At 63.8% G+C, this 23,344-nt stretch carries 26 protein-coding genes and 5 tRNA genes; 21 read left to right on the forward strand and 10 right to left on the reverse strand.

The window, feature by feature from the left end:
• The first annotated feature begins 49 nt into the window (after window positions 1-49).
• Window positions 50-757 (forward strand): monofunctional biosynthetic peptidoglycan transglycosylase, encoded by a 708-nt coding sequence (mtgA, locus tag ACB033_RS08715; protein ID WP_010633878.1) that lies wholly within the window; start codon window positions 50-52, stop codon window positions 755-757.
• A gap of 23 nt (window positions 758-780) precedes the next feature.
• On the opposite strand, the gene ACB033_RS08720 is transcribed toward mtgA, so the two are convergent.
• Window positions 781-915: a hypothetical protein gene (locus tag ACB033_RS08720; protein ID WP_371140459.1), complete on the reverse strand. Its 135-nt coding sequence runs from the start codon at window positions 913-915 to the stop codon at window positions 781-783.
• 145 nt (window positions 916-1,060) lie between these two features.
• On the opposite strand from ACB033_RS08720, the gene ACB033_RS08725 reads away from it, so the two are divergent.
• The gene (locus ACB033_RS08725; RefSeq protein WP_005301259.1) at window positions 1,061-1,384 is read left to right on the forward strand and encodes an HI1450 family dsDNA-mimic protein; all 324 of its coding nucleotides are present in this window, start codon (window positions 1,061-1,063) and stop codon (window positions 1,382-1,384) included.
• 43 nt (window positions 1,385-1,427) lie between these two features.
• Here the strand turns inward: ACB033_RS08725 and ACB033_RS08730 are convergent, their stop codons facing one another.
• Entirely contained in the window at window positions 1,428-1,739 is a 312-nt protein-coding gene (locus ACB033_RS08730; protein ID WP_081588809.1) for a DUF1289 domain-containing protein, read from the reverse strand.
• Window positions 1,740-2,615 carry a S1 RNA-binding domain-containing protein gene (locus tag ACB033_RS08735; RefSeq protein ID WP_010633876.1) on the reverse strand — a complete coding sequence of 292 codons (876 nt, stop codon included), beginning with the start codon at window positions 2,613-2,615 and terminating at the stop codon, window positions 1,740-1,742.
• Window positions 2,616-2,827: 212 nt separating this feature from the next.
• Here ACB033_RS08735 and ACB033_RS08740 point away from each other — a divergent pair, with 212 nt between their 5' ends.
• The 4 genes from ACB033_RS08740 (at window position 2,828) to ACB033_RS08755 (ending at window position 5,210) form a co-directional block, all read left to right on the forward strand.
• Window positions 2,828-4,042 carry a UPF0149 family protein gene (locus ACB033_RS08740; RefSeq protein ID WP_371140460.1) on the forward strand — a complete coding sequence of 405 codons (1,215 nt, stop codon included), beginning with the start codon at window positions 2,828-2,830 and terminating at the stop codon, window positions 4,040-4,042.
• Between the two features lie 169 nt (window positions 4,043-4,211).
• Window positions 4,212-4,682 carry a MarR family winged helix-turn-helix transcriptional regulator gene (locus tag ACB033_RS08745; RefSeq protein ID WP_162519811.1) on the forward strand — a complete coding sequence of 157 codons (471 nt, stop codon included), beginning with the start codon at window positions 4,212-4,214 and terminating at the stop codon, window positions 4,680-4,682.
• Window positions 4,679-4,867 (forward strand): DUF4250 domain-containing protein, encoded by a 189-nt coding sequence (locus ACB033_RS08750; RefSeq protein WP_017764386.1) that lies wholly within the window; start codon window positions 4,679-4,681, stop codon window positions 4,865-4,867. Before ACB033_RS08745 ends, ACB033_RS08750 begins: the two co-directional genes overlap by 4 nt.
• Window positions 4,868-5,030: 163 nt before the next feature.
• Complete coding sequence (locus ACB033_RS08755; RefSeq protein WP_017779728.1) at window positions 5,031-5,210, forward strand: hypothetical protein; 180 nt, start codon at window positions 5,031-5,033, stop codon at window positions 5,208-5,210.
• Between the two features lie 95 nt (window positions 5,211-5,305).
• Here ACB033_RS08755 and ACB033_RS08760 read toward each other — a convergent pair whose 3' ends face one another.
• Window positions 5,306-5,893, reverse strand: coding sequence for an FMN-dependent NADH-azoreductase (locus ACB033_RS08760; protein ID WP_005301286.1), 588 nt, complete (start codon window positions 5,891-5,893; stop codon window positions 5,306-5,308).
• A 225-nt stretch (window positions 5,894-6,118) separates the two neighbouring features.
• Here ACB033_RS08760 and ACB033_RS08765 point away from each other — a divergent pair, with 225 nt between their 5' ends.
• From ACB033_RS08765 to ACB033_RS08780, 4 genes are all read left to right on the forward strand, one after another.
• On the forward strand, window positions 6,119-7,009 hold the full coding sequence (locus tag ACB033_RS08765) for a DMT family transporter (RefSeq protein WP_042006472.1): 891 nt from the start codon (window positions 6,119-6,121) through the stop codon (window positions 7,007-7,009).
• Between the two features lie 85 nt (window positions 7,010-7,094).
• Window positions 7,095-8,273, forward strand: coding sequence for a formate-dependent phosphoribosylglycinamide formyltransferase (gene purT, locus ACB033_RS08770; RefSeq protein WP_139724482.1), 1,179 nt, complete (start codon window positions 7,095-7,097; stop codon window positions 8,271-8,273).
• Between the two features lie 127 nt (window positions 8,274-8,400).
• Window positions 8,401-9,060, forward strand: coding sequence for a hexitol phosphatase HxpB (gene hxpB, locus ACB033_RS08775; RefSeq protein ID WP_139724480.1), 660 nt, complete (start codon window positions 8,401-8,403; stop codon window positions 9,058-9,060).
• A 132-nt stretch (window positions 9,061-9,192) separates the two neighbouring features.
• On the forward strand, window positions 9,193-9,396 hold the full coding sequence (locus ACB033_RS08780) for a CPXCG motif-containing cysteine-rich protein (protein WP_005301298.1): 204 nt from the start codon (window positions 9,193-9,195) through the stop codon (window positions 9,394-9,396).
• A gap of 85 nt (window positions 9,397-9,481) precedes the next feature.
• Here the strand turns inward: ACB033_RS08780 and ACB033_RS08785 are convergent, their stop codons facing one another.
• Window positions 9,482-10,093: a riboflavin synthase subunit alpha gene (locus ACB033_RS08785; RefSeq protein ID WP_139724478.1), complete on the reverse strand. Its 612-nt coding sequence runs from the start codon at window positions 10,091-10,093 to the stop codon at window positions 9,482-9,484.
• Window positions 10,094-10,223: 130 nt separating this feature from the next.
• On the opposite strand from ACB033_RS08785, the gene ACB033_RS08790 reads away from it, so the two are divergent.
• From ACB033_RS08790 to ACB033_RS08820, 7 genes are all read left to right on the forward strand, one after another.
• Window positions 10,224-10,430, forward strand: a complete 207-nt coding sequence (locus tag ACB033_RS08790) for a YaeP family protein (protein WP_005301307.1) — start codon at window positions 10,224-10,226, stop codon at window positions 10,428-10,430.
• A gap of 146 nt (window positions 10,431-10,576) precedes the next feature.
• Window positions 10,577-11,956, forward strand: coding sequence for an MATE family efflux transporter (locus ACB033_RS08795; RefSeq protein WP_017764378.1), 1,380 nt, complete (start codon window positions 10,577-10,579; stop codon window positions 11,954-11,956).
• 161 nt (window positions 11,957-12,117) lie between these two features.
• A tRNA-Val gene (locus ACB033_RS08800) sits at window positions 12,118-12,194 on the forward strand.
• A 12-nt stretch (window positions 12,195-12,206) separates the two neighbouring features.
• Window positions 12,207-12,283 (forward strand) — tRNA-Val (locus ACB033_RS08805).
• A gap of 16 nt (window positions 12,284-12,299) precedes the next feature.
• Window positions 12,300-12,376, forward strand: a tRNA-Val gene (locus ACB033_RS08810).
• A 37-nt stretch (window positions 12,377-12,413) separates the two neighbouring features.
• Window positions 12,414-12,490 (forward strand) — tRNA-Val (locus ACB033_RS08815).
• Window positions 12,491-12,527: 37 nt separating this feature from the next.
• Window positions 12,528-12,604 (forward strand) — tRNA-Val (locus tag ACB033_RS08820).
• A gap of 136 nt (window positions 12,605-12,740) precedes the next feature.
• On the opposite strand, the gene ACB033_RS08825 is transcribed toward ACB033_RS08820, so the two are convergent.
• A complete protein-coding gene (locus ACB033_RS08825; RefSeq protein WP_162519818.1) occupies window positions 12,741-15,179 on the reverse strand; it encodes a DNA polymerase II in 2,439 nt (812 codons plus the stop codon).
• 195 nt (window positions 15,180-15,374) lie between these two features.
• Between ACB033_RS08825 and ACB033_RS08830 the strand changes: the two genes are divergently transcribed.
• The 3 genes from ACB033_RS08830 (at window position 15,375) to ACB033_RS08840 (ending at window position 17,850) form a co-directional block, all read left to right on the forward strand.
• Window positions 15,375-15,869 carry a prolyl-tRNA synthetase associated domain-containing protein gene (locus ACB033_RS08830; RefSeq protein WP_017779720.1) on the forward strand — a complete coding sequence of 165 codons (495 nt, stop codon included), beginning with the start codon at window positions 15,375-15,377 and terminating at the stop codon, window positions 15,867-15,869.
• Window positions 15,870-16,072: 203 nt separating this feature from the next.
• Window positions 16,073-17,311, forward strand: a complete 1,239-nt coding sequence (locus tag ACB033_RS08835; protein ID WP_162519810.1) for a GGDEF domain-containing protein — start codon at window positions 16,073-16,075, stop codon at window positions 17,309-17,311.
• Window positions 17,308-17,850, forward strand: a complete 543-nt coding sequence (locus ACB033_RS08840) for a GNAT family N-acetyltransferase (RefSeq protein ID WP_371140461.1) — start codon at window positions 17,308-17,310, stop codon at window positions 17,848-17,850. The genes ACB033_RS08835 and ACB033_RS08840 overlap by 4 nt, the downstream gene beginning before the upstream one ends.
• Before the next feature lie 51 nt (window positions 17,851-17,901).
• Here the strand turns inward: ACB033_RS08840 and ACB033_RS08845 are convergent, their stop codons facing one another.
• The 4 genes from ACB033_RS08845 to ACB033_RS08860 all read right to left on the reverse strand — a co-directional run bounded on the left by ACB033_RS08845 (window position 17,902) and on the right by ACB033_RS08860 (window position 22,262).
• Window positions 17,902-18,762, reverse strand: a complete 861-nt coding sequence (locus tag ACB033_RS08845) for a PA4780 family RIO1-like protein kinase (RefSeq protein WP_017784775.1) — start codon at window positions 18,760-18,762, stop codon at window positions 17,902-17,904.
• Between the two features lie 110 nt (window positions 18,763-18,872).
• Window positions 18,873-19,868, reverse strand: coding sequence for a lauroyl-Kdo(2)-lipid IV(A) myristoyltransferase (locus ACB033_RS08850; protein WP_162519809.1), 996 nt, complete (start codon window positions 19,866-19,868; stop codon window positions 18,873-18,875).
• 170 nt (window positions 19,869-20,038) lie between these two features.
• Window positions 20,039-21,028 carry a lauroyl-Kdo(2)-lipid IV(A) myristoyltransferase gene (gene lpxM / locus ACB033_RS08855; RefSeq protein WP_139724469.1) on the reverse strand — a complete coding sequence of 330 codons (990 nt, stop codon included), beginning with the start codon at window positions 21,026-21,028 and terminating at the stop codon, window positions 20,039-20,041.
• 253 nt (window positions 21,029-21,281) lie between these two features.
• Entirely contained in the window at window positions 21,282-22,262 is a 981-nt protein-coding gene (locus ACB033_RS08860; protein ID WP_054544830.1) for a TDT family transporter, read from the reverse strand.
• A 99-nt stretch (window positions 22,263-22,361) separates the two neighbouring features.
• Here ACB033_RS08860 and ACB033_RS08865 point away from each other — a divergent pair, with 99 nt between their 5' ends.
• Window positions 22,362-23,270 (forward strand): LysR substrate-binding domain-containing protein, encoded by a 909-nt coding sequence (locus ACB033_RS08865; protein ID WP_139724467.1) that lies wholly within the window; start codon window positions 22,362-22,364, stop codon window positions 23,268-23,270.
• Window positions 23,271-23,344: the final 74 nt, after the last annotated feature.

Raw genomic sequence — 23,344 nt, forward strand, 5'->3', positions numbered from 1 at the left:
GGATCCCGATGATCCGAGTCACTACGTCTGGGAGTCGGAGCCAGAGCCCGTGCGGCCCAATCCGGCACGGCGCCTGCTGAACTGGCTCGGCAAGCTGCTGCTGGCGGCCCTGCTCAGCACCATCGTCTCGGTGGCGCTGCTGCGTTTCATCGATCCACCCATGTGGACCTGGCGCATCGAGCGGGCGCTGTTTCCCCCTGCCAAGGTGGCCGAGGTGAAGCACGACTGGGTGCCGCTCGAGCAGATCTCCCGCGAGCTGCAGCTGGCGGTGATCGCCGCCGAAGATCAGCGCTTTGCCGAGCACAACGGCTTCGACATGGATGCCATCAGCTCGGCGCTCAAGCACAATCAGCACAGTGAGCGGGTGCGCGGCGCCAGCACCCTCAGCCAGCAGACCGCCAAGAACCTCTTCATGTGGAGCGATCGCAGCTTCCTGCGCAAGGGGATCGAGGCCTGGTTCACCCTGCTGATGGAGCTGGGCTGGGACAAGTCCCGCATCCTCGAGGTGTACCTGAATATCGTGGAGTTCGGGCCCGGCATCTACGGCGCCGAGGCCGCTGCCAGACACTACTTTGGCAAGCCGGCGATACGTCTCACCCGCTACGAGGCGTCACTGCTGGCGGCAGCCCTGCCCAACCCCTGGCGCTACCGGGTCAAGCCCCCCTCGCCCTACGTCCAGCAGCGCTCGGCCTGGATCCGCCGTCAGATGGGCCAGCTGGGGCAGGTAACCCTCAACAAGGTGCATCAGACAGACTGATGCCTGATGGGTGTCGGGTTTGTTTACGATGCGAGCCCGATCTCGTCGGTGGAGGGCCCCAGGTGCCCGCCCACCGTGCCCCGATGCAGCGGCAGGTAGTGCCACCACCAGGTCTCCCGCCGCCGCTTGATCTGCTGCCGTCTCGTCCGCCGTTTCATGCCCGCTCTCCCTTGCCCTGCCCCTCTTCAACCATACCCAACTCCAGTCAGCCTTGCCCGGCGCTGGCGCACCCTTCCCACTGGTCTGGCCGCCACCGCCAATAATTGTTACAGTAGCGAACCTCGATGTATCTGGAGTGATTTCATGGAACAGCGTACCCCGGATCAGCTGGTCGAATGGGCCTATGATCAGTTTCTTGAGCAGGCCGCAGACATGCTGGCCCCCGAACAAATCGTCGACATCACCCTGGAGTTCGAACAGCGTGGCGCCGTCGAGGCGACCCTGCCCAATGCCGACTGGTCAACCGAACTCGGTGTGCCGGTGGACATGGAGCGCTGGGTCGAAGTGTGGGTGGGTCTGCTGGACCATCAGGAGGAGTTTGAGGTGATCTTTGCCACCTTCCTGCTGCCCCGTCATAGCAATGAGCACGATGTCCACGTGCGCTGGCACCGTCAGCAACAGGCATGAAAAAGGCGCCCTCGGCGCCTTTTTCTTTTGTGGTGATCTTTGCTCAAGGCCGGGCCGCGATGGCCTTCGCCAGACAGCGCCGGCACCAGCAGCTATCAGCCTCCCCCATGGGCAGGGCCGGCAGCTGGCTACACCAGCACTCTGCGATGGTCGCGCCGGCCGACACGGCGCAAAAGGCCGGTTCACCGCAGCCGGGGCAGCGGTGGGTGCTGGTGGAACCATCCAGCTGCGCCATCACCGCCAGCTGGGCCTCGCTCGCCATGGCGGACCAGTGACCAATCTCGGTCAGAGTGCGACCACAGCCAAGGCAGAGACCGTCTTTTGCCCGGCACGCACCGACGCAGGGGCTCGGCACTTATTCGCCGCCTTCGCGCTGATCGTCGCCCGTCAATGTGATGCTGTAGTCATCGATGACCAGCTTGCCCTGCTTGTAGAGGCCGCCGATGGCCTTCTTGAAGGTGCCCTTGCTCATGCCGAGCAGCTTGTAGATGAGCTCGGGTTCGCTCTTGTCGCCCACCGCCAGGCTGCCGCCCTGCTTCTTGAGGCGGACCAGGATCTGCTCGCCGGCATCGTCCAGCCGCGCCACACCCGGCTTTTGCAGGGTCAGATCCAGCTTGCCGTCATCACGCACCTGCTTGACCCAGGCGGTCAGCGGACGACCCGTGGTCACCCGGCCGAACACCTCGTTCTTGAACAGCATGCCGGAGTACTCGCCATTGACGATGGCCTTGATGCCGAGCGGCGTGCGCTCGCCAGGCAGGGCAGTCACTTCGTCACCGGCCTTGAAGGGAGGTTTGTCGGTGCGCAGGAACCGCTCGAGGCGGCTGGTGCCCACCATGCGCCCCTCGTGATCGAGCATCAGCCGCACCAGATAGACATGGCCCACCTGCATCGGCTTGTTCTGCTCGCGGCTTGGTACGAACAGATCCTTCTTCATGCCCCAGTCGAGGAAGGCACCAATCTTGTTGGCATTGACCACCTTGAGGCCGACGATGTCGTCCACCATGGCAAACGGCTTGTCGGTGGTGATCACCGGCTCGCAGTCGGCATCCAGATAGAGGAAGACCTTGACGCCGTCCCCTTCCGCCACCCCTTCCGGCAGTTGACGCTTGGGCAGCAGCAGCTCGCCGTACTCTTCGCCAGCCGCCAGCCAGGCGCCCCGATCTTCGAGCTCGACTACGGTAAGGGTGTTCATCTTGCCAATCTGTAGCATGGTGTTCTCTTCTTTCATTGTCCGGATGGCCAATTTTTCATTGCCTGTATGGGCGCGCATGTTACCCCAAGAGCGGTAACAGGGCCTAGTCCCTTGCCCTGTTCGCGGGTGATTTTCAGGGCCTTTTGGCCGGGGCGTGTCCATATAATCGCCAGTCAGCCGCCCTTTTGCTGCAAATAACCCCACTTTTGGGTAGACTTCGCCGCTGTCAAAATCCAGAGGAACTGTCGATGAATCCATCCACTCGTACCCGTCATCTCAATCAATGGATCCAGACCCACAGTGGGCAGGACATGACCTACCCGGCGCTGCACGGCTTTTTGTGTGCCCGCCTGGTCGGGCCGGATGCCCCTGACTGGCAGGCCCCGCTGGCCGGTCTGTTGCCCCATGACGCCGAGCTGGATGAAAAAAGCGCCGAGGCGCTGCGCCACCTGATCGCCGAGCTGGAAGCCCAGGCCGATGAGGCCCAGCTCGCCCTGCCGAGCCAGTGCCGCCTCTCCACCGAGAGCCCGGAGCAGGTGTTCGAGCAGAGCCACCCCCTCGGTCAATGGTGCTACGGCTTCAGCCAGGGCTTTGCCACCTGGCCCAAGCCCAGGGATCTGAACGATCCGACCACCCAGTACCGTTTCAGCCTGGCCGCCGAGCTGAGCCTGTTTCGCGACAAGCCGATGGCGCAGATGCTGCACGCGGCCGCTGGCAGTGACCTCCCCTTCATGGAGTTCTGCAAGCGTCAGCGCCAGAACATGAAGACCGCCCTCAACCAGCTGCTGCAATTAGATGAGTATCAGGCCGTACCGAGCACGAAGCAGGCGCTGGACAGCGAGCAGGCCGAGCAGTGGCAGCAGTGGTTCGAACTGGCCGATGCCAGCCGCGATCCGCACAGCCGCCTCGGCTGGTTTGACAAGGTGATCGCCGACGCCGAGCCGCTGTTTGACGCCGCCTTCTGGCAGCAGATTGCCGGCCATGGCTGGAGTGCCCACGAAGCGCGCCCGCTGCTGGCCGCCCGCGCCGGGCGGGCCGACTGCCTGCTGCGCCTCGGCCAGCTGGAACAGGCGCGCAGCGAATATCTGGCCCTGCTCGAGCTGTGCGTGGCCGACGAGCTGGGTTGCCGTTATCCCCTCTCCAGCCTCTATGCCCTGCAAGGGGACTGGTCGGCCCTGCAGGCTCTGCTGGTGCGCTTTGATGAAGCCTCCAGCTGGCTGCTCTACAACAAGGCGCTGATGACATTTGTCTGCGCTGGCGCCGAGGCCGCGCAGCCGCTGCTGGCCGCCGCCATCAAGGCCAACGCCCATGTGCCGGCCTGTCTGCTGGGCCAGCGCAAGCTGCCCAAACAGGAGCCCCACAGCTGGCAGGCGGGCAGCCGTGACGAAGCGGCGCTCTACACCCTGCAAAGCCGCGAGGCCTGGCTCAAGCACAACGCCCTGCTCTGGCTGCGCAAAGGCTGAGCCGGCGACAGTAAAACCAGCTTCGAATAGACCCGGTTGCGGCGGATGACGTGCGCAACCGCACATTTCTCTGGTACTTGTTCAGACAAACGGCCCTGTGTTACGTATCATCAAGGTCAAAGTATCAAGAGAAACTGCACCCGATGCAGCCGTCACAGCAGGATGTCATATGTCAAAGATCATAGAGCTGCTTGCCCACTATCCCCCCTATCAGCTGGTACACGCCGCCGAGATGGTGCGCGATACCTTCGAACAGTTTTACCAGCAACGCTATCAGCTGACGGTGCCTCAATGGCGCCTGATGATGGTGCTCGGCCCCAACTACCCCATCAGCCAGAAAGAGCTGGTGGAGGCAAGCGGGATGGACAAGGTACGGATCTCCCGCGAAATTCACCGGCTGGTGGAAAAAGGGATCCTGTTCACCGAGAGCAGCGAGCACGACAAGCGGGTCAGCCTGGTCTCCTTCACCCAGGCGGGGCTCACCTTGTTCCAGCAGCTCAAGAGCGAAGCGGGCAGCTGGCAGCACACCCTCACCGACTACCTGCCGGCCGAGGCGCGCCAATCCATCCGTCTGCACCTGCAAAGCGTCAGCGATGCCATCGAACAACTTCACCTGCTGGATAACGAGCGACCCTCATGAACCTGAACAACTTTGCCACCATGGACGTCAACATGCTGCTGAGCCTGGTCAACATGCAGCTGCGTGATCGCTACGATGATCTCGATGATCTCTGCAAGGCGCAGGATCTCGACAAGGCGGCGCTGGTCGCCCGGCTCGCCAGCGGCGATTTCCACTATCAGGAAGATCAGAAGCAGTTCAGATAGGGATCCGGATCACAACCCGGCCCATGCCGCTGGCTCCGGCGGCAAAAGCTGCTATGGTGATGGCTACCCCGGTCAACTGACCTTCGGCAAGAGGTATGGATACATCTTGCTGTCACAGACCGCGGTTAGCCTTCTCTTCACCAGCCGTAGCCAAGGATGACCCATGATGTTTCTGACCCGTCCCGCCAGCCTGATCACCCTCTGTGCCTTGCTGATGATCAGCCTCCTCTCGCCCCGCCTGCCCGACAGCGCCGAGCAGTGGCTCACCACCCTGCTGCTGGGCTCCCTGGTGGTGGTCTGCCTGATGGTCGGCAGCGGCTGTCGCCGCTTTCTGCGGGATTGACCTGACGGGCCGCTTCATCAGGTCAGGCACCAAAAAACAACGCAGCCCGAGGGCTGCGTTGTTGCTTTCTGGCGTATGGCTGGTTGCTCTCTTGATCAGAGGGCCAGGGTCTCCAGCTGGCCCTTGGCCTGCTCGATGCCCTTGGCCTGGGCATCCGGACCCATGCCCATGCCTTCGGCATAGATGAAGTCCACCTCCTTGATGCCGATGAAGCCCAGCACGGTGCGCATGTAGGGGGTCACCAGATCGGTGGCGCTGCCGACGTGCATACCGCCGCGGGGGCTGATCACCAGGGCGCGGGTGTTTTCCACCAGGCCGACCGGACCGGTTTCGGTGTAACGGAAGGTCACGCCGGCACGGGCCACCAGATCGATCCAGTTTTTCAGCTGGGTCGGGATGTTGAAGTTGTACATGGGGGCGGCAATCACCACCAGATCGCTCGCCTTGAGCTCGGCGATCAGCTCGTCGGACTGGGCCAGCACGGCCAGTTGACGCTCGTTGAGATTTTCACCACCGCGCAGGCCAGACGCCAGCTCGCCATCCAGTACCGGCAGGTTCAGGGCCGCCAGATCACGCACGGTGACGGTGTCGGACTGATGGTCGGCCAGGAAGCCGTCGATCAGGGCGTTGGATTGGGAATATTGGCCCAGGATGCTGGACTTGAGTACGAGGATATTGGCCATGGTGAAACTCCATTAGGTTGTCGGTTGAACAGCGGTGCTGTCGATGGAGGTCACTCTAAACATTGGGCTTCTATACAGATAGCGAAAATAGATGCTCAACTTATTCAAAAATTTTGATGGTAGTGCATTCTCTCGCCAGCCGCCTCTCTCACGCCCTGCCAAGGCTTGGCAGAACAAACGATTGCCGTTATGATCCGCCGCACTTTTTTCAGCGACCCGGATCCCATGACACCCTCGCGCAGGCACTCCCCCTTTGCCGGTGCAGTCTGGATGATGGTAGCGGGCCTCTGCTTCGCCGCCGTCAACAGCCTGAGCCAGTATGTCAGCTTCAAGCTCGGCCTCCCCTCGACCCAGGTCGCTTTCCATCAATATCTGATTGCCCTGGTCTGTCTGCTGCCCTGGCTCATTCGCCACGGCCTGCGCCAGTCGCTGATGACCAACCAGCTGCGGCTGCACCTGCTGCGGGTTGCCCTCGCGGTGGTCGGCATCCAGTTCTGGCTGTGGGCGCTGGCGGTGCCCGTTCCCATCTGGCAGGGCATCGCGCTGCTGATGACCTCGCCGCTGTTCGCCACCCTGGGGTCAGCCCTCTTTCTAAAGGAGCAGGTAAGCCGGGCCCGCATTCTGGCGACCCTGGCCGGCTTTGTCGGCGCCATGCTGATCCTGGCCCCCTGGACCGACGATTTCAGCTGGGCTTCCCTGCTGCCGGTGGCGGCAGCCCTGTTTTGGGCCGGATACTCCTTGCTGGTGCGCTATCAGGCGGCGAGCGAGTCGTCCCACACCATCGTCGTCTATCTGCTCATCTTCAGCACTCCGTTCAACGCCATGCTGGCGCTGCCGGAGTGGCAGTGGCCTAGCGAAACCCAGTGGCTGCTGGTAGCCGCCTCCGGCGTGCTGTCGGCGCTGGCCCAGATGTCCATCGCCCGCGCCTACAGCGTGGCCGAGGCCTCGTTCGTGCAACCCTTTGATTTTGCCAAGCTGCCCATGAACGTGCTGGCCGGCTGGCTGGTGTTTGGCTGGGCGCCGCCCGGCCGATTGTGGCTCGGGGCCGCCATCATCATCGGCGCCATCACCCTGCTCACCCATCTGGAGCAGCGCGCCCACAAATCTGTTTCCTGAGGTACGCCATGCGTGCCTCTTTTTTTGCCCGCTATTCGTGCAATAGCATTCATCAACCGTCACCCACGACATCAGGAGAGATCACATGTTTGGAACCGCTACCCGCCCCGGCGCCACCCGCGCCCTGCTGCTGGGCTCCGGCGAACTTGGCAAGGAGGTCGCCATCGAGCTGCAACGCTTCGGCATCGAGGTGATCGCCGCCGACCGCTATGCCGATGCCCCCGCCATGCAGGTGGCGCACAGAGCCCATGTGCTGGACATGCTGGACGGCGCCGCCCTGCGCGCCCTGGTCAACGAGGTCAAACCGGATCTGATCATCCCCGAGCTTGAAGCCATCGCCACCGATACCCTGGCCGCCCTGGAGCAGGAAGGGGTCAAGGTGGTGCCAAACGCCCGCGCCACCCAGCTCACCATGAACCGGGAGGGGATCCGCCGTCTCGCCGCCGAGACGCTGGGCTTGCCCACCTCCCCCTACCGCTTTGCCCAGAGCAAGGAGGAGTTTGTCGCCGCCGTTGACTCCATCGGCCTGCCCTGCGTGGTGAAGCCGGTAATGAGCTCGTCCGGCAAGGGGCAGAGCGTGCTGCGCGATCTCGCCAAACTCGACGAGAGCTGGACCTATGCCCAGGAGGGCGGTCGCGCCGGTCGCGGCAAGGTGATCGTCGAGGGCTTCGTCCCCTTCGAGTACGAGATCACCCTGCTCACGGTACGCGCGGTGGACGGCATCCACTTCTGCGAGCCCATCGGCCATCGCCAGGAAGATGGCGACTACCGTGAATCCTGGCAGCCGCAAGCCATGAGCGAGCTGGCACTGGCCCGCTCCAAAGAGGTCGCAGCCAAGGTGGTCGAGGCGCTGGGCGGCTACGGCCTGTTCGGGGTCGAGCTCTTCATCAAGGGTGACGAGGTGTGGTTCAGCGAGGTCTCGCCGCGCCCCCACGACACCGGGATGGTGACCCTCATCTCTCAGGATCTCTCCGAGTTCGCCCTGCACGTGCGCGCCATTCTGGGGCTGCCCATCGGCACCATCACCCAGTACGGGCCTAGCGCCTCCGCCGTGGTGCTGCGCGAAGGCCACAGCCAGAACATCCGCTATCAGGGGATTGGCGAGGCGCTGGCCCTGGTGCCGGGTGCCCAGCTGCGACTGTTTGGCAAGCCGGAGATCGCCGGTCGCCGCCGGCTCGGCGTGGCACTGACGCGAGCCGAGCAGTGCGACGAGGCGGTAGAAAAAGCCAAAGCGGTCGCGGCCGGGGTCAAGGTGCTGTTCTAAGCCCACTTTTTGGCATACGAAATCAAACGTTTGCCAGCATGATCCAGCGCAAGGGGCATGGCAATGCCCCTTTTGCATTGAGGCACCTTGTTTATAATCCCCCCTTCACCTATGTCAGGAGTACAAGATGTTAACTGCCGTGATCTTCGATATGGATGGTGTTCTGATCGACTCGGAACCCTTTTGGCAACGGGCCCAGATGGCTGTCTTCTCCGAGCTGGGCCATCCCCACACGGTGGAAGATTGCGAATCGACCATAGGCGTGCGCATCGATCAGCTGGTCGCCCACTGGTATCGGTTGCGCCCCTGGAGCGGCCCCAGCCAGGAAGAGGTGGTGCTGCGCATCCTGGATCGGGTCAACGCCCTGATCCTCTCCGAAGGTCAGGCCAAGGCTGGCGTGCTGGAGGCACTCGACCTCATCGAGGCGCAAGGCCTTAAAATCGGTCTGGCCACCTCCTCCCCCTTTGCCATGGTGGAGGCCGTGCTCGGCAAGCTCGGCATTCGCGATCGCTTCCTGGCGGTGCACTCTGCCGAGGTGGAGCGCTTTGGCAAGCCGCACCCGGATGTCTATATCCACGCCGCCGAGAAGCTGGGAGTCGAGCCGGTGCATTGTCTCGCCATCGAGGACAGCTTTACCGGTCTGCTGGCGGCCAAGGCGGCCTCCATGACCGCGCTGATAGTGCCGGACCCGGCGCTGGTGGGTGACCCGCGTCTGGCCATTGCCAACCATCAGCTGCGCTCGCTGGCCGAGCTTAATAGCGAGATGCTGGCCAGCTGGGTCAAATAAGCCACGCTCTGGCGGACTGACCTCCTGCCTCCCTTGATCCCGGTCATAATCGTGCGCTTGCTCGCGGTCAGGCAGGTGCGATCCAGCTAGAATCTGGGGAGAGAGGCGGCCCACGGGCCCGAGGAGGTCATCATGATCGAGTACACCAGCAAGCGCATCGTCTGCCCCCACTGTGGCCATCATACCCGGGTCGAGCTGGATGCCAGCCAGGGGGATCAGGAGTTTTATGAGGATTGCATGGCCTGCTGCAACCCCATCCACCTGCGACTGCACCGGGATGAGGCGCGCGACTGCCTGCAACTCTTCGTGGATGCTGACGACGAACAGATGTTCTGAGTCGCCCTGACAGGGGATAGCGCAAAACAAAGCGGGGCCCACTGGGCCCCGCTTTCCTTTTTGCCTAAGCGGCCGCGCCTGCGCCTTATTGGCGGGCCGCCAGCACCCGCTCCACCGTGTCGACGATGGCCTGAGTCTGGGGGTCAATCTCGATGTTGGTCTGCCAGCCGGCCTTGACCCAGCCGAGGTTGGTGCGGGCCAGGGTCTCGGGGATCAGGTTGACGCAAAATTCGCAGCCGCGCACCTCGCCCACGGTAAGGCTGATGCCATCGATGCCGATGTAGCCCTTGGTCAGCACGTATTTCATCAGCGTTGGGGCCAGGCGATACCACACCTGCCGGTTGTTGGGGGTGTCGATGACCGAGATCACCTGCGCGGTGCCCATGATGTGGCCGGACATGGCGTGGCCGCCAATCTCGTCGCCAAAGCGGGCGGCCCGCTCCACGTTGACCTTGTCCCCCAACTGCAGCTGGCCGAGGTTGGTGAGGCGCAGGGTCTCCTGCATCAGATCGAAGCTGACCAGCTCTCCTTCGACCCGGGTGACGGTCAGGCAGCAGCCGTTGTGGGCCACGGAGGCGCCCAGCGCCAGCCCCTCGCCCCAGGTCGGGCTCGGCATGCGGATCACGTGGGTTCGAAAGTTGGGCAGCTCTTCGATGGCCACCAGTTCGGCGGTCCCCTGCACTATGCCGGTGAACATGTCTCGTCTCCTGCTACGAAAAAAGGCAGGGTAACCTCGCCGCACGACCCAGACAAGCGCAACCGCTGACAAGCAGGCGGCCGATCGCTATAGTGACGGCATTCAACCAAGTGCTGACAAGGAAACAAAAATGCAGGTATATCAATGCTGTGAGGCCATTCGCATCGCCTACAACCAGATTGGCTCCGGCGAGCAGGGCTATGTGCCGCAGGCCATCGCCGCCACCATCAGGGCGCTCAACGCCGTGGCATCGGACGAGCGGGTGCCGGCGGATCTGCGCGAGCAGGCCGCCTACGCCGCCGCCAACCTGCTGATCAGCGATCACGAAGACGCCTGATCCAGAGCTCGCACCAATCGTTTCGTCCCGGATGAATTTCAGGCTAGAATGACCCCCCCGCACTTTGCACTCCCGCTTCCGGAGTGCAAAGGCTCTTCCCGATACCCGCTCTTTTTACGCTTTATCTGATCCACTCGGAGGTGTCAGTGCAACGTTATTGGTCCGAGGCGAGGCAACTCGTTCGTCTAGCCAGCCCCATTCTGGTCGCCCAGGTGGCCCAGATCGCCATGAACTTTGTCGATACCGTGATGGCGGGACAGGTCAGCGCCGTCGATCTGGCCGCCGTGTCGGTGGCCTCCAGCTTCTGGTTGCCGGTGATCCTGCTGGTGCAGGGCATCATCATGGCGCTCACCCCCATCGTCTCCCAGCTCAATGGCGCCCGCAAACGGGACGAGGTGCGCCCGGCGGTGCACCAGGGCTTCTGGCTGGCGCTGATGGTCACCCCCATCGCCATGGTGGCGCTCTATTTCAGCCCGCTGGCGCTGCAGTTCATGGAGGTGGATCCCGTGATGGCCGCCAAGACCACCGGCTACCTGCACGCCATCCTGTGGGGGCTGCCCGCCTTCGTGCTGTTCCAGGTGCTGCGCAACTTCAGCGAGGGGCTCTCTCACACCATGCCAACCATGGTGATCGGCTTCGTGGGGCTGGCGGTCAACATCCCGGCCAACACCATCTTCATCCACGGCCTGTTCGGCATGCCGAAACTGGGCGGGGTCGGCTGCGGCGTGGCCACCGCCATCGTGCTGTGGGCCATGCTGCTGGCGATGATCGTCTATGTGAAGCTCTCCCGCCACTTCAAGGAGATCAACCTGTTCGCCCAGCTCGCGCGCCCCAACGGCAGCCGGATCTGGCGCCTGTTCCGGTTGGGTTTCCCCATCGCCATGGCCATCTTCTGCGAGGTGACCCTGTTTACCGTGGTGGCCCTGATGCTGGCCCCCTTTGGCGCGGAGACGGTGGCGAGTCACCAGATAGCGCTCAACTTCTCCAGCCTGGTGTTCATGCTGCCGCTCTCCATCGGGGTGGGCGTCACCATCCGGGTCGGTCACAGCATCGGCGAAGGGCTGCCTGATCACGCCCGGGTCGCCGCCCGCACCGGCCTGATGCTGGGCATGACGGTGGCCGCCGCCACCGCCGCCCTCACCGTGCTGCTGCGCGAGCAGATCGCCACCATCTACACCGAAGATCTGCAGGTGATCACCCTCGCGGCCACCCTGCTCTTCTTCGCCGCCATCTACCAGATCTCCGACTCGGTACAGGTGGTGGCGGCGGCGGCCCTGCGCGGTTACAAGGACACCAAGGCGATCTTCTACGTCACCATCGTCGCCTACTGGGGACTGGGGCTGCCCACCGGCATGATCCTGGGCCTGACCGACTGGGTGGTGCCGCAGATGGGACCCCAGGGGTTCTGGGTCGGCTTCATCGTCGGCCTCACCTCCGCCGCCCTGATGCTGGGTACCCGGCTGCGCTACATCTATGGCCGCTTTGCCAGCCCGGAGGCCTGCAGCGCCCTCTCCAAGGCGCAATAAGGGGAAACTCGCCTGCAAAATCAACAGGCTGCGCAAGAACTGGGCAAACAGTCTCCTTTGTGCGTGCGGCCTGTTGACAGCCTAGGGGGGCATGGGTAGTATGCCGACCACGCCAGCAGTGCTGGCGGGATAAAACGGGTTTTCAATCCGGTTTATGAAGTGGGTTTATAGCTCAGTTGGTTAGAGCACTACCTTGACATGGTAGGGGTCGTTGGTTCGAATCCAATTAAACCCACCACTTTTCCGCGATGCGTCCTTAGCTCAGCTGGTTAGAGCACCACCTTGACATGGTGGGGGTCGGTGGTTCGAATCCACTAGGACGCACCATCCGGAACACTGTTATGCGTCCTTAGCTCAGCTGGTTAGAGCATCACCTTGACATGGTGGGGGTCGGTGGTTCGAATCCACTAGGACGCACCATAACAGTTTGAATAAATTGCAGATATGAATTTGATGTGGGTTTATAGCTCAGTTGGTTAGAGCACTACCTTGACATGGTAGGGGTCGTTGGTTCGAATCCAATTAAACCCACCACTCCCCTGCAATCACACAAAGTCGCCTTGCGCACCCTGCGTCCTTAGCTCAGCTGGTTAGAGCATCACCTTGACATGGTGGGGGTCGGTGGTTCGAATCCACTAGGACGCACCAGATTAGAAAAGCCCGCCCCTCGAGCGGGCTTTTTGCATTTCTCTTCTCTGACGATCCATGCTTTCCCCTCTCGCCTGCCTCCTCTTGACCCGCTGCGGCCATTGTCGGGCCATGGCCGCAGCGTTCCCTTGCCCAGTCAGAAGAGATCGAGCTGCTGGCCGCAGATCCGCTCGAACGACTCGCCGATAAAGGGGAGGATGGCATCGGCGATGGGTTTGAGCTGCTTGTCGATGTAGTGCTCGTAGTCGATGGCGCTGCGCCGGTATTCGAGCGGCTCGGGGCCATTCAGGGTCACCAGGTAGGCGATGGAGCCCCTGTGCTGGTAGCGCTGGGGCAGACCGCGGCGCAGGTTCTCCTCGTCCGCCAGGCGCGCCGCCCGCACGTGGGGTGGCACGTTCTTCTGGTACTCCTCGAGTTTCTGGCGCAGCCGCTTGCGATAGACCAGCAGCTCGTCGTGAAGGCCGGCGCGGGTCTCGTCCACCATGGTGCGCACATAGCCGCTGGGATCCTGGTCGTGAAACACCATCTCGTAGAGCCGGGTCTGGAACGCCTTGGCAAGGGGCGTCCAGTCGGTGCGCACCGACTCGAGCCCCTTGAACACCAGCTGCTCCTCTTCACCTGCCTGATGGCCTGCCACCAAGCCCGCATAACGCTTCTTGCTCCCCTTCTCCAGCCCGCGGATGGTGGGCATCAAGAAGCGGCGATAGTGGGTCTCGTACTGGATCTCCAGATAGCTCGGCAAATCGAACTCCCGCTTGATCAGCGCAGTCCAGTTGTCGTTGATCATACTGGCCAATCGCCGGCCGATCTCGTCCGCCTGGGCGGGGCTGGTCTCGCGCCCCAGGTGGACGAAGGTGGAGTCGGTGTCGCCATAGATCACCTCGAAACCCTCCCCTTCGATCCACTCCCGGGTCTGCTGCATGATGCCGTGACCGCGCAAGGTGATGGAGGAGGCAAGCCGCGGGTCGTAGAAGCGGCAGCCACCCGAGCCCAGTACCCCGTAGAAGGAGTTCATGATGATCTTGATGGCCTGGGAGAGCGCCTTGTTGCTGGCCGCCTTGGCTCTATCCCGCGCCGCCCACAGGGTGGCGATGAGATCCGGCAGGAAGTGGCGCTCGCGGGAGAACAAGGCGCCGCGAAAACCCGGGATGGCATGGTCGGGATGCTGCAGCCCCTCGATGAGCCCCATGGGGTCGATGCAGAAGGTGCGGATGATGCTGGGATAGAGGCTCTTGAAATCGAGCACCAGCACGTGGCGATAGAGCCCAGGTTTGGAGTCCATCACATAGCCGCCAGGGCTCGCGAGCCCCCCATCGGCGGGCAGGTTGGGGGCCACGTAGCCGCCGCGGTGCAGCCGTGGCAGATAAAGATTGGTGAAGGCCGCCACCGAGCCCCCTACCCGGTCGAGCTCGAGGCCGGTGAGGGAGGCGCGCTCGATGGCAAAGGGGATGAGGTGGCAGTAGTCGAAGATCTCCCACACCAGCTTGCAATCCTCCAGGTTGTAGCGGGCCAGCGCCTCCTTGTCGGAGTGGAACAGCTCGGTGATCTTCTCCCCCCGGTTGGCCACGTCCTCGATGTCCTTGCCGCGGCCGAGCAGCTCGCTCGCCACCGCATCCAGGCTGTAGCTGGGGAACTGCCAGGTGGCGCTCTTCAAGGTGTCGATGCCGTCCAGCACCATGCGCCCGGGAATGATGACGCTGCCGCTCTGGGGGTCGTTGCGGGATGAGCGCCAGAAACAGAGCTCGTGACCACGGCCGAGTCGCAGCCGCCGCTTGTTGAGCTCGGCGCGGCGCAGCAGCAGGCGAAAGTCGAAGTTGACCACGTTCCAGCCGATCACCAGATCGGGGTCGTGCCGCACAAACCAGCGCTCCAGCGCACTCAGCAGGGCGCTCTCGTCCGCCACCCACTCGACCTGGGTGCCCCAGCTGTCGGCATCGGCCTCCGGCGTACCGATCATGATGACCCGCGCATCCTCGGGGCTGTAGAGCCCCACCGAGAAGAGGGCCCCGTCCATGGCGCACTCCACGTCCAGCGACACCCAGGAGAGGGTCGGCGTCACCGCCTGGGGCGCGCAGCGCGCCTCGTTCACCTCCCAGTAGCCCTGCTTGCCCCCCTTCTTGCGCGCCCGCCCCTCGAAGCGCACGCCGGCGGTGATGAAACGCTCCATCAGGAAGCGCTCCGGCAGCCGGATATCCGCCTCGAAGTGCTCCAGCCCGCGGATGAGCAACAGCTCGATGGCGCGGTGAAAGGCGCTCAGGGTGGCAAAATAGCAGCCCACCACGGCGCGACCGTCGAAGGTGTGCATGGGCAGGCGGCGAAACCGCCCGCTCACCCCGGCCCCCTTGAACAGCTCCGCCGCCTCCGCCATATGGCTCTGCGGCAGGAAGAAGACCGGCTCCTGCCCCGGCACCACCACCCGCACCGGCCCCTGTTCGCTCCAGAGCCACATCACGATCTCGGTGCGCTCCGGCTGCTCGCCGCGGCCGCGCACATCCCGCCCGTGACGGGTCAGGATAAAGCCGTCGCGCGGCGGGGTAACGGGAGGGATGGGTGGGTGGTCGGTCATGCCAGTCATCGGGATCAACATAGGTGTGGGACTATTGTACGTTCATACAGTGCTTTACTGCAATTGGCACGCCAGGCTGCCATTGCCACGCAGGCTGCCAGGGGTGGCGCAAACTGGTATGCTCGGCCAGACGGACACGCACTGCCGGTGGCTGTGGTGTTCGCCCATCGACTCACCCCGCTTGTCAGCCAACATCAGGAGGTCATGGTGGCGCTTTATTCTCTGCTGGATCAGCTGGCCATCCCCTATCAGCGCATCGATCACGCCCCCGTCTTCACCTGCGAGGAGGCCAGCCGGCTGCTGCCCAATCTGCCCGCCGCCAAGACCAAGAACCTCTTCCTGCGCGACCCCAAGAGCGAACGGCTGTTTCTGGTGGTGACCCCTGAGCAGAGCCGGGTCGATCTCAAGGCGCTGGCAAGCGCCCTTGGCGTCAAACGGCTGAGCTTCGGCTCGCCCGAGCGGCTGGAATCCGTGCTCGGCCTCACCCCGGGCTCGGTCACCCTGCTCGCCATGGTGCGAGACAGAGAGAGCGCGGTGGAGCTGGTGGTGGATGAGACGATTTGGCAGGCCGAGCGGGTGCAGTGCCACCCGCTGGTCAATACCGCCACCCTGCTTATTCGCCTCGACGACGTGCGCCGTCTGCTGGCCCACCTCGGCCGGGAAGCCACCGTCATGCGGCTGCCGGTGGTGGTCGACTGAGGTCGACGTGTGCGGGGGATGGCCCTTCGTCACTCCCCGCCCCTGATTAATCGTGTCAGCCGCCGGCAACTGGGGGTGTTGGCACTATCCTGCCCAGACCATCCAAGCCATTGCTCAACGGCACAATTCATGCTGTGATCCGCCCCAGTCACCCGGCCCTGAGACCACAGCGCCGTTACCGGCAGGAAGAGCCCACACCCTTGATGCAGAGTCTGTTTTCCTCGGCCCAGTTGCTGAGCCTGGTGCTGTTTGTCAGCCTGTCCCACGTCGGGGTCGCGGCCATTTTCGCCTACCTGTGGCATACCCAGCGACCGCTGCGCGCCCTGCTCTACTGGTCGGCCAGCGAGCTGGCCATCGCCGCCGCCTTTGGTTGCCTGCTGCTGCGCCCCCTCACGGGGGAGACGTCCCTTGCCAATATCCTGCTCACCAACCTGCTGATCATCGCCACCCCGCTGCTCTATGAGCGGGGCCTGCGCCATTTTTTCCGGCGCGAAGCCGACCGCTTCGGCTGGCTCTGCCCGCTCCTCGCCCTCGCCGGCTTCCTGCTGTTTGCCCTGGTGGCCTCGCAGCAACCGCTGGCCGATGTGCACAGCCGGATCATCACCCTCTCCGGCGTGCTCTCGCTGCAGATTGGCCTGCTGCTGTGGCAGCTCTGGCGCTACCAGCGACTAGCCCCCGCCTACCGGGTGCTGCGCTTCGCCATCCTGCTGCTCGCCCTGCAACTGGCCCTGCAGCTGCTCAGGATGGCCAAACATCAGTGGTGGCCGGAGTCGGCCGCCTCCAGCCTCACCGACCCCCTGCTCGGCCCGGTGATCCTGCTCAGCCTGCTCTTTACCATTGCCCGCAGCTTCATCCTGCTGAGCCTGGTGCACACCCGCCAGCAGCAGGCCATGCTCGCCACCCAGCGCGAGCTGGAGCGGCGCGCCAACCAGGATGCCCTGACCGGGCTGGACAGCCGTCACCATTTCGAGCAGCAGCTGGCGGCGCGGGCCTGCCGCAGCGCCCGCCCCTGGCAGCTGCTGCTGATCGACCTGGACAACTTCAAGCAGATCAACGACCACCACGGCCATCCCGCCGGCGATGCCATGCTGCGGGCGGTGGGCCGGGTGATCCGGAAGAGCCTGCCGCCGGTGGCACTGGCCGGGCGCCTCGGCGGCGACGAGCTGGCGCTGCTGGTGATGGAGACGCCGCAGACGCTGCCAGGCTACTGCCACGCCCTGCAACAGGGGGTCACCGAGGCTACCCGCTCGCTGGCGGGCGGCCCCATTGGCCTTAGCATGGGGCTGACCTCGCTGCAGACGGGAGAGAACTTCGAGCAGGCCTATCTGCGGGCGGATCAGGCGCTCTATGCCGCCAAGCAGAGCGGGCGCATGCGCGCCTGCATCCGCGAGGCCCACCACAGCGAGCCACGCCTGCTGCAAGCGGCAGAGCTGCACCCGTGACAGCCGTCATCGAGTGTCGGGCCGCGCAACCTGCCGATGGCCCCGCCTATCGCCGCTATGTGGCCGAGTGTGGCGCCGCCGGCCTGCCGCTCTATCAGGTGGCGCAATTCGACCCGGATCAGTGGATGCAGGATCTGCTCGCCCATGCCGCTGGCGAGCGCCTGCCGCCGGACTACCCGCCCACCACCACCTACTTTGCCCTCGAGGGGGCAGAGATCCTCGCCACCTTGCGCCTGCGCCACGGCGACACCCCGGCGACCCGCCAGTGGCTCGGCCACATAGGTTACGAGACCCGCCCCTCCCGCCGCGGTGAAGGGGTGGCCCGCACCCTGCTCGGCTGGCTGCAACGCCATATGCTGACCGGCCCCGTGCTCATCAGCTGTGACGAGGCAAATTCCGCCTCGCTCAAGGTGATCGCCAGCGTCGGTGGGCAATGGCTGGATCGCCGCTACCATGCTGGCGATCGCTGCTGGGTGAACTTTTACCAGATCCAGCCCCACCCCGCCCGCCAGCAAGGCGCCGCTGACTCGCAGCCATAAAAAGAGCGCCCGCAGGCGCTCAGTCGTCTCTTGGTTGCAGGAGCCTGGGCGTCAGTAGCCCTCCTCCTGCTCCGCCTTCAACCGCGCCTGGCGGGCCAGGGCCTCCTCCTCGGCGCTCTCGATTTCGTGCAGTACGGCGTCAAGATCCACCCGCTCGTTGCTCTCTTCGAACAACCCGGTCAGTTCGCTGTCGGGGGTGAGCTTGCCATCTTCATAGAGGGCCCACATCTCCCTAGCGTAACGGGTCTTGAGCAGCTCGGGGGCATACATGCCGTAGTAGTTGCGCATGTTGTCGACGTCCCGCTCCAGCATGGCCTTCGCCTGGTTGTTGGCGGCGGCATCCACCACCTGGGGCAGGTCGATGATGACGGGCCCCTCTTCATCCACCAGCACGTTGAACTCGGAGAGATCGCCGTGAATGAGGCCGGCGCAGAGCATGCGCACCACGTAGCGGATCACCCTGGCGTGGTCGGCCAGCGCCTGTTCGTGGCTGAGGGCCACGTCGTTGAGGCGGGGCGCCACGTTGCCATCGGCATCGGTCACCAGCTCCATCAAGAGCACGCCGTCGAGGCAGACATAGGGCCGTGGCACCCGCACCCCGGCGGCGGCCAACTTGAACAGGGCATCCACCTCGGTGTTCTGCCACACCTCTTCGTGCTGCTTGCGACCGTACTTGGAGCCCTTCTCCATGGCGCGGGCATCGCGGCTGCTGCGCACCCGGCGCCCTTCCTGATAGACCACCGCCTGCTTGAAGCTGCGCTTGGCGGCCTCCTTGTACACCTTGGCGCAGCGGATCTCGTCGCCGCAGCGCACCACGTAAACATCGGCCTCTTTGCCGCTCATCAGCCGGCTGATCACCTCGTCAACCAGGCCGTCGTCAACCAGAGGTTGGATTCGATTTGGAGTTTTCATGCCCGCCCTTTCACCCTGTGTGCGCCCCCGAAGATAGCCTCTTCCGGTGCGCTTGCCTATTCCAGATTGTGCCGTGCCACCGGCGCCCGGGCACCGGTCCTTCCATTGCGTCAGTTTTCGGGGGGCAGGTCGCCGCGGATCCGCTTAATGCCCTCTTCGTAGAAGCCCTCGTGCCCCTGGGGATGCTCCATGGTCTCGAAGATCTTGAGGAACCACATGTACTGCTCCGGGTGCTGGCGCAGCTGCTGCTCCACCATGTCGTTCATGGCGCGAACGTCGGCCTCCAGATCGGTGCCGGGATAGGGATCGAAGGGGGCCTCGATCTCCAGCCGGTAGCAGCCCTCCTCCTCGTCATAGCAGGCGAGGATGGGCACCGCCTTGGCGCCGGTCAGCTTGACCAGCTTGGGCAGGGCCGGCAGGGTCGCCTTAGGATGGCCGAAGAAGGGCACGAAGATGCTGGCCTCGCGGCCGTGATCCTGATCCGGCAGGTAGAAGAAGCTGGCGCCGCCACGGATCGCCTTGATGGCCGGCTTGATGCCGGCACTGCGCTCATACACCTTGCCCCCCTTGGCCCGCTCGCGGTTGATGTACCAGTCGAAGACCTGATCCTTGGCGCTCTTCATCATGGTGCACATGGACATGCCCCGGATGGCGAAGTAGCGGCCTATCATGTCCACCGCCCAGGTGTGAGGCACCACCAGGATCACCGGCCGGCCGGCGGTCTGCTCTGCCTCGATGTGCTCCCAGCCGCGCACCTTGATGCGGCCGGCCAGGTGATCGGCGCTGCGCAGGGTCAGCTCGGCAAAGCCCATGAAGGTCTTGAGCCCCACCCGGATCGATTTCAGCAACAGGGCCTGACGGCCCGCCTCATCCAACTCGGGAAAGCAGATCTTGAGGTTGGTGTCGGCGATATAGGCCTGCTTCCTGGATAGACGCAGCAGAGGGGGAGCCAGCCGGTCGGCCAGCCGGTCACGCAGGCCATGGGGCAGCAGCCCCAGCAGGCAGAGCAGGCCGAGCGCCAGCCAGCTGCCCCACCAGCGCGGATGGAGCAGACGGGGATGAAATGAGGTGTCGAAAACCGGATCGTGTGAGGACATGGCCGCCATCAAGTCATAGAAAATAAACGGTTATTTTAATTATCCTGACAAAATTTTCCACTTTGGGCTGGCGCGGGCCCGGTTGGGGCAGGCGCCGGCTCGACTGCTCGCCCTACCAACCGGCAGAGGAGCAATAAAAATGGCCCCGCAGGGCCATAGTACAAGCAAGGAATTGCTCATCAGGAGAGCGGCTGCAACCCGCGACGGATCCGCTGGATCCCCGCCTCATAGCGGCCATCCAGCCCGACCTGATCCTCGCGGGTGTCGAAGATCTTGAGAAACCACATGTACTGGCCCGGATCCCGGCTGAGCTGCTGCTGCACCATGTCGTTCATCCGGCAGGTGTCGGCCATCACATCGTCGGTGGGATAGTTGTCAAAGGGGGCGTCTATCTCCAGCCGGTAGCAGTGATGCGCCTCGTCATAGCAGGCCAGCAGCGGCACCGCCTTGGCGCCGCTCACCTGCACCAGTCGCGGCAGGGCCGGCAGGGTTGCCTTGGGCTGACCGAAGAAGGGGGCGAAGATGCTCTTCTCGCGGCCATGATCCTGATCCGGCAGGTAGAAGAAGCTGTTCCCCTCCTTGATGGTGCGGATCACCGCCTTGATGCCGGCGCTGCGCTCATAGACGCGGCAGCCGTTGCGGGCCCGGGCACGGTTCAGATGCCAGTCGAACACCGGGTTGCGCGCCCGTTTCATCATGGTGCACATGGGCACCCCACGCTGGGTGAAGTAGTAACCGGCCGCGTCCACCGGCCAGCTATGGGGCACTACCAGGATCACCGGTCTGCCGGCCGCCTGCTCCGCCTCGATATGTTCCCAGCCAGTGACCCGCATCCGCTTCATCAGATAGGCGGGGCTGCGCACCGAGAACTCGCCAAAGCCGAGCAGGCTCTTGAGGCCGACCCGGATAGAGGTCATCAGGATGGCATCGCGCTCGGCCTCGCTCTTTTGCGGGAAACAGAGGGCCAGGTTGGTTCTGGCGATGTAGACCTGCTTTTTCGAGATGCGAAACACCAGCGGCGCCAGGGCGGCGGCCAGCCGATCGCGCAGCCTCACCGGCACGAAGGCCAGCAGCATCAGGACGCCAAGCGCCAGCCAGCTGAACCAGTAACGCGGATGCAGGAATCGGGTCTCGAAACGAGGGTCAAACACGGGATCATGGGAAGACATGGATGGGGTCAAACATGGGAAAGGGAGCTGCATTGTATTCATCCTGACAGGTAATACCAGTTAAATTCATCATGGCTTTGGCTAGAGGGTCGCCCCGACCGGGGCCAACAAAGCGGGCGGGTTTGCGCAGGCAAGTCCATAAAAAAAGCGCCCCACCCGAGGTGGAGCGCCTTGTCGTCATCTGTTCGGTGGCGTCCGTCTTGCGCGGACCTGCTCACCGGACCCTTTATCCCGGCCCTCTTGCGGCCATTTCCTAGCGACGAACCATGCCGGATGCCAGCTCGTCGTTGCCCAGCGGCAGGAAGAACATCAGGTAGCGCAGGGCCACGTAACCGACTATCAGAGTGGCGGCGCCCAACTCGAAGTGGGCCAGCAGCCGGATCTGCTCGACGTACTCGGCCGCCTGGGGCCACTGCTCGACCAGATGGCTCACCTTGAACAGGGCGGTGGCACCGATCACCAGCGGGAAGGTGAAGGCGGCATAGCCCGGCGAGAACGGCAGACGCAACAGCTTGATGAAGGCCAGGTAGATGATGCCGGTCATCAGCACGGCGATCCCCAGCAGCACGGCTACCAGCAGCAGGGAAGGTTGCTCGCTCACGGTGAGGTAGCCGGCCAGTGACAGACTGGCGGGCGCCGCCAGGATGGCAATGGTCGGTTTGGCGGCATCCGGCACTTCATGGCTGAAGATGAGACGATAGAGCATCAGCGGCAGCATCAGGCCGTAGCAGAGCATGCCGAACCAGAGCAGGCCGTTGGCCAGCGCGGCGTATTGGCCGCCCGGGAAGGCGACGTCCGCGACTATGATCCCCACCGGCGGTACGAACCAGCTCGGCACCATGTGGTGGATTTCAAACTGTTTGGCCCGATGCCAGACGAAGGTGGCCAGGAACCCCAGGTGCAGCAGCACTGCAAACAGCCAGAGCCCCTCCCCCAGACCGGCGTTGAGCATGCCGACCGCCTTGGAGACCACCATGGTGCCCATGGCATAGGTGGGCACCACGCTGCCGACCACGGGGTGAGCCAGATCCTGCCACAGCAGGCGCGGGTGCAGCAGAAACTTGAAGGTCAGGATCACCAGCAGCACGGCGGCAACGGCGGCACCCAGCAACTGCAGGCGGCCATCGAAGTGACCGGCATTTTCCCAGCACCAACCGAGACTGGCGATCCCGAGCGCCAGTCCTGCCATGGGGGTCGGAGCAGCGGCCAGGGATTGACGGGTTCTTGCGATCATGTCTGAAACCTCATGTGAGAGACGATGGGCATAGGATAATGAGCGGCCATCGTTTACGATATCTAAATGAATTAAATCAATCGTTCAGGATTTCCAAACATGAAGCTGACCCTGCAACAACTCAAGGTCTTTGCCACCATCGCCCGTTACGGCAATCTGGGGCTGGCTGCCAATGAACTGTGTCTGAGCAAGGGCGCCGTCTCCCAGTCGTTGCAGGAGCTGGAGCGTCAGCTCGCCACTCCGCTGTTCGATCGCATTCACCCCAGGCTGCAGCTCAACAACGAGGGGCGCCTGCTGCAACCGGCGGCCGAGGAGCTGCTGACCCGGATGCAGGATATCGAGACCCTGTTCAGCCCGGATGCCGAACCGAGCGGCCAGCTGCGTCTGGGCGCCAGTCAGACCATAGGCAACTACCTGCTGCCGGCCCTGCTCGCCACCAGCAAGCAGGAGCTGGGACAACCGCCCAGGGTCACCATCACCAACACCCACCAGCTCTGCCACCTGCTGGCCAACTTCGAGCTGGACCTGGCGCTGATCGAGGGGGAGAACCACCACCCGGACCTGGTCAGCGAGCCCTGGCTCCACGACGAGATGCTGATCGTGGCCCAGCCCGATCACCCCCTCGCCGGCCGCCATCGCCTCTCCCTCGCCCAGCTGAGCGATGAGACCTGGGTGCTGCGCGAGCCCCAGTCCGGCAGCCGCGAGCAGTTCGAGCAGCAGATCCAGCCCGAGCTGCCCCGCTGGCAGGCGGGGCTCGAGCTCAACACCCTGGAGGCGGTGATGCTGGCGGTCGAGAAGGGGCTTGGTATCTCCTTCATCTCCCACCTGGCGGTGTCGGATCGGCTGCAGGCGGGTCGTCTGGTGGCCCTGCCCCTCGCCCGTCGCTTCCCCCGTCAGCTCTCCCTCATCTGGCACCGGCAGAAGTATCACTCCGCCGCCCTGCGCCGCTTTCTGCAATTTTGCCGCGCCCAGGAGGATGTGTTGCCCAGCCAGATCAGCAGCACCTGAGCCAATGGGATGATCGGGCAGCCTATTGCCCGGCATGGCCCTTGCCGCCAGGTATCGGCAGCAATGGAAGAGGG

The sequence above is a fragment of the Aeromonas sp. S15(2024) genome (assembly GCF_041402265.1).
GTDB classification, from domain to species: domain Bacteria; phylum Pseudomonadota; class Gammaproteobacteria; order Enterobacterales; family Aeromonadaceae; genus Aeromonas; species Aeromonas dhakensis.

Coding starts and splice junctions, on each gene's coding strand:
- lpxM (WP_139724469.1), bottom strand. CDS start 21,028: ATGTCTTCCCATGATCCCGTGTTTGACCCTCGTTTCGAGACCCGATTC.
- ACB033_RS08765 (WP_042006472.1), top strand. CDS start 6,119: ATGACACCCTCGCGCAGGCACTCCCCCTTTGCCGGTGCAGTCTGGATG.
- ACB033_RS08750 (WP_017764386.1), top strand. CDS start 4,679: ATGAACCTGAACAACTTTGCCACCATGGACGTCAACATGCTGCTGAGC.
- ACB033_RS08830 (WP_017779720.1), top strand. CDS start 15,375: ATGGTGGCGCTTTATTCTCTGCTGGATCAGCTGGCCATCCCCTATCAG.
- ACB033_RS08760 (WP_005301286.1), bottom strand. CDS start 5,893: ATGGCCAATATCCTCGTACTCAAGTCCAGCATCCTGGGCCAATATTCC.
- ACB033_RS08860 (WP_054544830.1), bottom strand. CDS start 22,262: ATGATCGCAAGAACCCGTCAATCCCTGGCCGCTGCTCCGACCCCCATG.
- ACB033_RS08785 (WP_139724478.1), bottom strand. CDS start 10,093: ATGTTCACCGGCATAGTGCAGGGGACCGCCGAACTGGTGGCCATCGAA.
- purT (WP_139724482.1), top strand. CDS start 7,095: ATGTTTGGAACCGCTACCCGCCCCGGCGCCACCCGCGCCCTGCTGCTG.
- ACB033_RS08720 (WP_371140459.1), bottom strand. CDS start 915: ATGAAACGGCGGACGAGACGGCAGCAGATCAAGCGGCGGCGGGAGACC.
- ACB033_RS08780 (WP_005301298.1), top strand. CDS start 9,193: ATGATCGAGTACACCAGCAAGCGCATCGTCTGCCCCCACTGTGGCCAT.
- ACB033_RS08865 (WP_139724467.1), top strand. CDS start 22,362: ATGAAGCTGACCCTGCAACAACTCAAGGTCTTTGCCACCATCGCCCGT.
- ACB033_RS08740 (WP_371140460.1), top strand. CDS start 2,828: ATGAATCCATCCACTCGTACCCGTCATCTCAATCAATGGATCCAGACC.
- ACB033_RS08850 (WP_162519809.1), bottom strand. CDS start 19,868: ATGGCGGCCATGTCCTCACACGATCCGGTTTTCGACACCTCATTTCAT.
- ACB033_RS08835 (WP_162519810.1), top strand. CDS start 16,073: ATGCAGAGTCTGTTTTCCTCGGCCCAGTTGCTGAGCCTGGTGCTGTTT.
- ACB033_RS08725 (WP_005301259.1), top strand. CDS start 1,061: ATGGAACAGCGTACCCCGGATCAGCTGGTCGAATGGGCCTATGATCAG.
- ACB033_RS08825 (WP_162519818.1), bottom strand. CDS start 15,179: ATGACTGGCATGACCGACCACCCACCCATCCCTCCCGTTACCCCGCCG.
- ACB033_RS08755 (WP_017779728.1), top strand. CDS start 5,031: ATGATGTTTCTGACCCGTCCCGCCAGCCTGATCACCCTCTGTGCCTTG.
- ACB033_RS08745 (WP_162519811.1), top strand. CDS start 4,212: ATGTCAAAGATCATAGAGCTGCTTGCCCACTATCCCCCCTATCAGCTG.
- hxpB (WP_139724480.1), top strand. CDS start 8,401: ATGTTAACTGCCGTGATCTTCGATATGGATGGTGTTCTGATCGACTCG.
- ACB033_RS08845 (WP_017784775.1), bottom strand. CDS start 18,762: ATGAAAACTCCAAATCGAATCCAACCTCTGGTTGACGACGGCCTGGTT.
- ACB033_RS08790 (WP_005301307.1), top strand. CDS start 10,224: ATGCAGGTATATCAATGCTGTGAGGCCATTCGCATCGCCTACAACCAG.
- ACB033_RS08735 (WP_010633876.1), bottom strand. CDS start 2,615: ATGAAAGAAGAGAACACCATGCTACAGATTGGCAAGATGAACACCCTT.